Source organism: Labrenzia sp. ATLA3, assembly GCF_057180185.1.
On sequence record NZ_JBXUKV010000014.1, the window covers coordinates 95,423 to 101,904 of the forward strand.

The following is a 6,482-nucleotide window of genomic DNA, read 5'->3' on the forward strand; positions in this document are numbered from 1 at the left end:
TCAATATTCCTCGTCAGTTTCGAACTCGGGCAGCATTTCCAGCCGGGCGGCTTCCTGCAGCGCGGCGTGCTCTTCCGGCGGAATGCGGATCATGGACAGGATGCGGGCATAAAGTGCCTTGCGCCCGTCCAGATAACCGCCCGCCCTCGGCTCCAGGTTCACCGGCGGCGCCTGGTAGATGCCGCATTCGGCAGCCAGGTCCGCCAGCACAATTTCGCCGTCCGGGCACAAAAAAACGGACCGATAGGCCCGTTCCAGCACTCCAGCCCGCTCCCGGCGCCGCCGGGCGGCTCGTTTGAGGCTACGCCAGACCATCCAGCCCTCCCTCGCCGCCCAGGGCCTGCAGAAGCGGCGCCCCGTCGCGGGCGATCCGCGCCATGCTTTCGCCGGTCGCAAGCTGCTGCTGTTGCTGCTGCTCTGCCGCCCGTTCCTGCCGCAGTGCTTCCACCTCTTCCGGCCGCCGCCTCAGCTTGGCGGGCAGCCCCAGTGCGCGGCGGGTCAGGTCGTATTCGGCTTCCCGGTCGTGCAGATCCAGAATGGAGGGATCGGCCCCCGCTGCAATGCCGAGATACTCCTGGAAGCCCATGATCGCCTCGAAATGCCCGGCCTCGCGCATCTGGTCGATGGGCGCCGTCGGCGTCAGGGTCACATCGCCCTCCAGCACGCTTTGCGGCGGGGCAAGGGGCGAACCGGGGGCAAAAGCGCCCCTTCGGCCCAGAATGCCGATCTCCCGTTCGAACAAGGCCTCGTTTCCGGCCATGATGTTGGTGGAGAACGGCCCGATCATGTCGGCCATTTCCTTGCGGCGGATATTGGCTTCCGTTGCCGTGCGGCCATTGCCTTCCAGCAGCGTCTGCCACAGGTCGCCATAAAGCCCCACCCGCAGCTTCTCGCGGATGGTCTCGATCTGCGCATCCGCCGCCCCCGGGTTCACCGTGTCGATCATCGGCCGGAACAGCGGCCGGCCCTGCTCGTCGATCAGCCCGGGGTTGATCCGGCCGGGGTTGAGGTCAAGCTGGCGCTCCTGCGCATGGGTGGCGATCGGCGGGCGCACCGCCTGCGAACTGGCAATCAGCCCGTCTCGTGCCAGGCTCTGCAAGCTCTTGATGTCGCTCATCAGCTTTGCCTGCGGCGGCGAGCCATAGGGCGACAGCCCGTCCCGGTCCCACCGGCTGATCACCAGCGGATATTCGAAGAAGCCGCCCCGCCGGCAGATATACCCGCTGTCTTCCTCGAAGTGGATGCTCTCGAACCGGGATTTCCTGGTGTCGGTTGCCTGGGCGTGGCCGCCTTCGCGCACAAAGCAGGCATGCACGAAAGTGTAGTCCGTGTTCTTGCGCTTCGCGTCGGCCGCGTCTTCCTTCACCTTGGGCGACACCTTGCCGGCATATTCCTTCACCGCCTGCCACGCCTTCAGCGTGCGCACCCGAAAGAACCCGCAATCGTTGCCCTGGGCATCGATGATCAGATAAATCTCGTAAAGCGGCACATAGCGGTAGTGAACCGGTGTGCGGATATCGGCCAGGCTGTCCTCGTTTTCGACCGGAAACAGCACACCCGTCCCCAGTTTCACGGTGGATAGCAGACGCGAGCGGTTGGCCAGCGCAAAGCCGGAACGCCCCGAATACCGCACACGGAACAGGTGATCGCGCACCAGTTCGAAAAACTCCTCGTCCGCCTGGCTGGGCGCTGGCGCAAACGGATCGCCGAAGCCGACCCCATGCCAGGGAAAGCCCTCAGGCATGGTCAGCGAGCCGATGCCGGAGGCAAGCCTGTCCAGCAGCCAGACGGCAGTCGGGTCGTACAGCTTGCGCGACCGGTCCCGGGCGGCAGACCCGCGCAGGGCGCTCATGCCATCCCGGGCGCTCACGCCGCCGGGCCGGTTGAAGGCCCGCTCCATGTCCGGTGCCGTATAGGTGACATAGTCCTGCCAGTCCGCCTCCACCCATTGGCGCTCCGCCCGGGCCGACTGCAGCTCGGTTTTCAGATCGTCGACAACTCCCATCACGCACGCCCCAAAAGTGTGACACCAGGCCGCGAGGCACTGCCGTAATCGGCAACGCCCAGCGGACCGGTCAGGTTGGTGGCCCGGGTGTTATAGGCGGCGGCCCGGCGCCGGCGCCCGTTTTCCTGCAGGTTGCGCGCCTGCCGCTGCGGATCGGGTTCGCGCGGCGGCGGCGGTGTCGGTTCCGGGTCCGGCTGCTTGGAGCCTCCCCCACCAAACATGCACATGGGTGGTCCCTTTCTCTCAATGTCTTGAAAACGTGTAATCGGCGCCGCCTGTCGGCACGGCGGCAGCGCCTCAAGGCCGGTCCGCGCAGGCGGCCGAAAAAAGATCGAACGGACGTATCCGGCAGCGCCAAAGCGTTCCTGCCGGCCAAGCCGCATTTTTCCAAAGTACCGGTATGAGGTCTGTTTTAGCCCTGTTTTGACGAAGCGTCCAGCAAGGCCAAATGTCTGAACCTGTTGTTCAGACACGCATTTCCGGAAAGCTCTTGCCACTCAAAGGCTTTTTGAAGCTTCCCGGTTGTGCGCCCGAGGCGGTGTTTTTTCACCGCGCCCCGGTGGAAGCTCCATCCAGCGCCGCGGCTTTACCGGGCGCTGCGGCGGCCAGCGCCGCCGGAACCTTTCCAGCCGGTGCGGCAGGGGCCTGCCGCGCGGCCCGCCTGCTGTTGTTTTTGGCGTGCGTCTGCCACGCCCTGTCCCGAGCGCGGCCGACATTTGCCTGAAAATCTTCCGTCAGCAAATGGCGCTTTCCGGTCTCGTCGTCATAGGTCAATGTCATGCGCGGGCCGTAGCCGTCCTCGTCCGCCGGGGCCTGCCGCCTGTCCCGGCCGGTCTTGTCATTTGGCATCAGATGCCATTTCGCAGCGCGCACACCCTGTGCTTTCAGCAGGTCCTCAACGTCCTTGCGCACGTAACCATGGCCGTCTTTTTCAAGATCCGGATAGGCTGTCTCGACCGGATATTTCAATACGGTCCCTTCCGCCTCCGGCGCGAAGGCCGAAAGCCCCCACATCTGCTTGAACCGGTAAATCGCATAGTCCCTGGCAGCCTCCTTGTGGCCGCCCAGTTCGACATAGCTTTGCCTGAACAGCCTTTCGTAATCCGCAAGCGCTTCCGCCTCTTCCGCGGCAGTTCTGCCGATCTGCCGATATCGGTCATAGGAACTTTTCCGGGCCAGATCAGCAGATGCAGCCAAACCGGCTGAGGCGTCAGCAACATCGGCCGCCGTTGTGGCACTCACGCCGTCCAGCTTGCCGGTGCCCACTTCGGCCCCAACTGCGCCGGCTCCAGCCACGCCGCCTCCAGATTCGCCGTCTTGGCGCGCGCCCTCAAAACCAGGGGCCAGAATGGCGGAAGAGCCTGGCAGAACCGGCTTCTCGCCCAATGGCACTTGCCCGCCATCCGTCAGGATGGTTTCAGAAGAAAGACTGTCATCCTCCAGCCGCGGTGCCGTAAGCGGCGCATCTGTCGCCGCCATCGGGGCCGCCGACAACAGTTGCCTGACCTGTCCACGGCGCAGCTCTGCGTCTCTCGTCAGGGTGTCAGTCAATTCTTCGCGTGTTGCGCCGCGGCTTGCGGCCTGCTCCACGGCTCCGCCGGCCTCAAGCGCGTTCTGTATCCCCTGCAGCGCCTGTAAGGCCTCTTCCTCATCCTCGCTGCTGGCAAACGCCCAGTCGATTGCGCTGCCCACCGCGCCTGTCAGCACGTCCCGGCCATAAACGTAGGCCCCAAATGCCTCCGAACCTTCCACGGTTGTAGCAATTTCCGCCATTTTCCGGATCACCAGATTATCCGGATAGGCTTCGCCATAAAGCTGGGTCAAGGCGATAATGTCGTCCAGATTGCCCAGAACGTCCCAGGCCTTTTTCAACGGCCCGACAGGCGTCAGCGAAACGGCCAGGTCGAGGCCCGCCTCCGCCGCCATGGACTTCAGATCGTCCTCTGTAAACTCCAGCCCCAGCTCTCTTGCCGCCTGCGCAAACGGTATGTTCCGCTCGTCCGCACGTGCCTGAACCTTGTTGAAAATCACCGGCGCGGCAAGACCAAGAACGAAAACCGGCGCGCCTCGACGCGCAAGCTTCATGAACCGCCGACTAATGGTGGTCTCGTCCCACAGCGTGCCGGTGGCCTTGCTGCTGATCCCCGAGTTTTGACCAAGTTGTGCTCCGGGCAAGTCATCAACCGGCATTCCGGAAGAAAGCATCGGAACTGGCCTTGCAGCCTCGGCCGGTAGCACGCTCATGCTGCCACCAAGCTGTCCCGTTACTCCGGGCAGCGGTGCCCCTTTGGGCTTTGCGCGCATCGCACGTTGCCGCAACACCTCTTCATAGGTCTCCGGAAAAATGATTCGCCCCTGGTCGAGGCCCTTCACCTCGCCAAACCTCGTATCTTTAAACCTGTAAATGTTCTCGTATTGTTCTTTCGACAAATTCAGAGTCGGATCCACAACCAATTCTGAAGCCAGTTTTTTGACGGATGTATAACGGAACGGGACATCCACAATCTTCGCATGTTTTTTGGTGACTGGATCGTAGATATTCTTGTTCTTGTTTTCGAAAAAGTCCTTCTCCCTGGAAATAATCTCATAGTCGAAATCAGGATGTTTCGTCATCCGCTTGCGGATCGACATATCCCAGGTTTCAAATCCTCCCTTTTTGGTCAACCTTTTCCGGTTGGGGTCATAATCGTCTTTTTCCTTTTCTAATACGTCGTCAATTTCAACGATTCTGACGTCAGGTGTGTAACCCGAAGGTGGGTTTCTCTGGTCTCGAATCCAATCTCGGAAAAGCGTGCCGTTCTTTGTTTCAAAAAACCCTGCGCGCCACAACTCCAGCTCAAAATCATTGCTGTAAAAAAAAAGATCGCCCCGTTTTGCGGTGGCGATCAATCCTTCCAGCCCGAAGTTTTTCATGATCGGGCTGATTTCATTGGCATCTATCGCAACAATCTTCTCCATCACGCCACCTCCCCCGGAAAGGAGATATAGCGCGCATAGTTTTCCTTGATGAAGTCTCGAGCCTGTTCAGTTCTGAGTGATGTCAGCCTGCCCTCCTCCAAATCGATGGCCAGCCATGTCGCAACGATCAAGTCCCTTTTGTCAAAGCGAACCGGAGCTTTCATCAGGTACCACCGTTCAAATGTGATAAAGGTGTCATGAGCCTCGAGCGGGTTCAGCTCTACAAACTCATCATCGTGAACCTCCAGATCATGCTTTTCGGCATAGGCCGCAAACCAGATTTTCTTCAGTAAAGCCTCGTGCAGCTCTTCATCCCCGCGGATCAGTTCAACCATCTGCACGACGTTCTCATATGGAACTTTGATGCCACCGTAGCGCTTGTTGCCGGCAAAGAAGGCCCTGCCTTCTTCCGTTTTCTCAAATGCGGCCAGCTCTTCCCGCCAGCCTGTAATATCTTCAAAATCAGCCATGGGTCCTGTTTCCAAACTCGTCTCAAATGTTCATCAATTGTTCCAAAGCTCTTTCGGCCCCGTTTTGCGGTGGCGATCAATCCTTCCAGCCCGAAGTTTTTCATGATCGGGCTGATTTCACTGGCATCTATCGCAACAACCTTCTCCATCACGTCTCCTCCCCCGGAAAGGAGACATAAAGCGCATAATTTTCCTTGATGAAGTCTCGGGCCTGCTCAGTTCTGAGTGATGTCAACCTGCCCTCCTCAAGATCGGTGGCCAGCCTAGTGGCAACAAAAATGCGGTTATTGTCTACTTGAATCCGGGATTTCATCAGGTACCAACGTCCGAAGAAAATAATGGTATCGTAAGCATCGATAGGATGGAGTTCCTGGTATTCCTCGTCATAGGCCTCAAGGTCATGTTCCTCGACGTATTGAGCAAACCAGAGTGTCTTCTTCAATGCCGCATGAAGTTCCTCGTCGGCATGGATGAGCTCCACTACCTGAACCAGGTTTTCATAAGGAACTTTGCGGCCGCGGTAGCGCTTGTTGCCGGCAAAGAAGACCTTGCCTTCTTCCGTTTTCTCAAATGCGGCCAGCTCTTCCCGCCAGCCGGTAATGTCGTTAAAATCCGCCATGGGTCCTGTGTCCAAACTATCTCAAATGTTCACTAATTGTTCCAAAGCTCTTTCGGCCCCGTTTTGCGGCGGCGATCAATCCTTCCAGCCCGAAGTTTTTCATGATCGGGCTGATTTCATTGGCATCTATCGCAACAATCTTCTCCATCACGTCTCCTCCCCCGGAAAGGAGACAAAAGACGCATAATTTTCCTTGATGAAGTCTCGGGCCTGCTCAGTTCTGAGTGATGTCAGCCTGCCCTCCTCAAGATCGATGGCCAGCCATGTCGCAGCTAACATATGGCTTTTGTCAAAGCGAACCGGAGCTTTCATCAAGTACCATTTCCTGAAATCAATAATGGTGTCATGAGCCTCGAGCGGGTTCAGCTCTACAAACTCATCATCGTGAACTTCCAGATCATGCTTTTCGGCATAGGCCGCAAACCAGATT

General features: G+C 59.0%; 8 protein-coding genes. All 8 read right to left on the reverse strand.

All coding sequences use genetic code 11. The features are described 5' to 3' along the window. Complete coding sequence (locus AC2A6O_RS28495) at positions 1 to 315, reverse strand: Bbp19 family protein (RefSeq protein ID WP_006936039.1); 315 nt, start codon at positions 313 to 315, stop codon at positions 1 to 3. Then, the gene (locus AC2A6O_RS28500; protein ID WP_498932090.1) at positions 302 to 2,005 is read right to left on the reverse strand and encodes a portal protein; all 1,704 of its coding nucleotides are present in this window, start codon (positions 2,003 to 2,005) and stop codon (positions 302 to 304) included. The genes AC2A6O_RS28495 and AC2A6O_RS28500 overlap by 14 nt, the downstream gene beginning before the upstream one ends. Then, the gene (locus AC2A6O_RS28505) at positions 2,005 to 2,232 is read right to left on the reverse strand and encodes a hypothetical protein (RefSeq protein ID WP_075282657.1); all 228 of its coding nucleotides are present in this window, start codon (positions 2,230 to 2,232) and stop codon (positions 2,005 to 2,007) included. Before AC2A6O_RS28505 ends, AC2A6O_RS28500 begins: the two co-directional genes overlap by 1 nt. A gap of 319 nt (positions 2,233 to 2,551) precedes the next feature. After that, the gene (locus AC2A6O_RS28510) at positions 2,552 to 4,963 is read right to left on the reverse strand and encodes a hypothetical protein (protein ID WP_498932091.1); all 2,412 of its coding nucleotides are present in this window, start codon (positions 4,961 to 4,963) and stop codon (positions 2,552 to 2,554) included. Beyond that, on the reverse strand, positions 4,963 to 5,433 hold the full coding sequence (locus AC2A6O_RS28515; protein WP_498932092.1) for a hypothetical protein: 471 nt from the start codon (positions 5,431 to 5,433) through the stop codon (positions 4,963 to 4,965). The genes AC2A6O_RS28510 and AC2A6O_RS28515 overlap by 1 nt, the downstream gene beginning before the upstream one ends. 148 nt (positions 5,434 to 5,581) lie before the next feature. Further along, a complete protein-coding gene (locus AC2A6O_RS28520) occupies positions 5,582 to 6,052 on the reverse strand; it encodes a hypothetical protein (protein WP_498932093.1) in 471 nt (156 codons plus the stop codon). Positions 6,053 to 6,068: 16 nt separating this feature from the next. Beyond that, on the reverse strand, positions 6,069 to 6,200 hold the full coding sequence (locus AC2A6O_RS28525) for a hypothetical protein (protein WP_286192712.1): 132 nt from the start codon (positions 6,198 to 6,200) through the stop codon (positions 6,069 to 6,071). After that, a partial coding sequence (locus AC2A6O_RS28530; protein WP_498932094.1) for a hypothetical protein occupies positions 6,200 to 6,482 on the reverse strand: 283 nt, incomplete at its 5' end. The genes AC2A6O_RS28530 and AC2A6O_RS28525, both read right to left, overlap by 1 nt.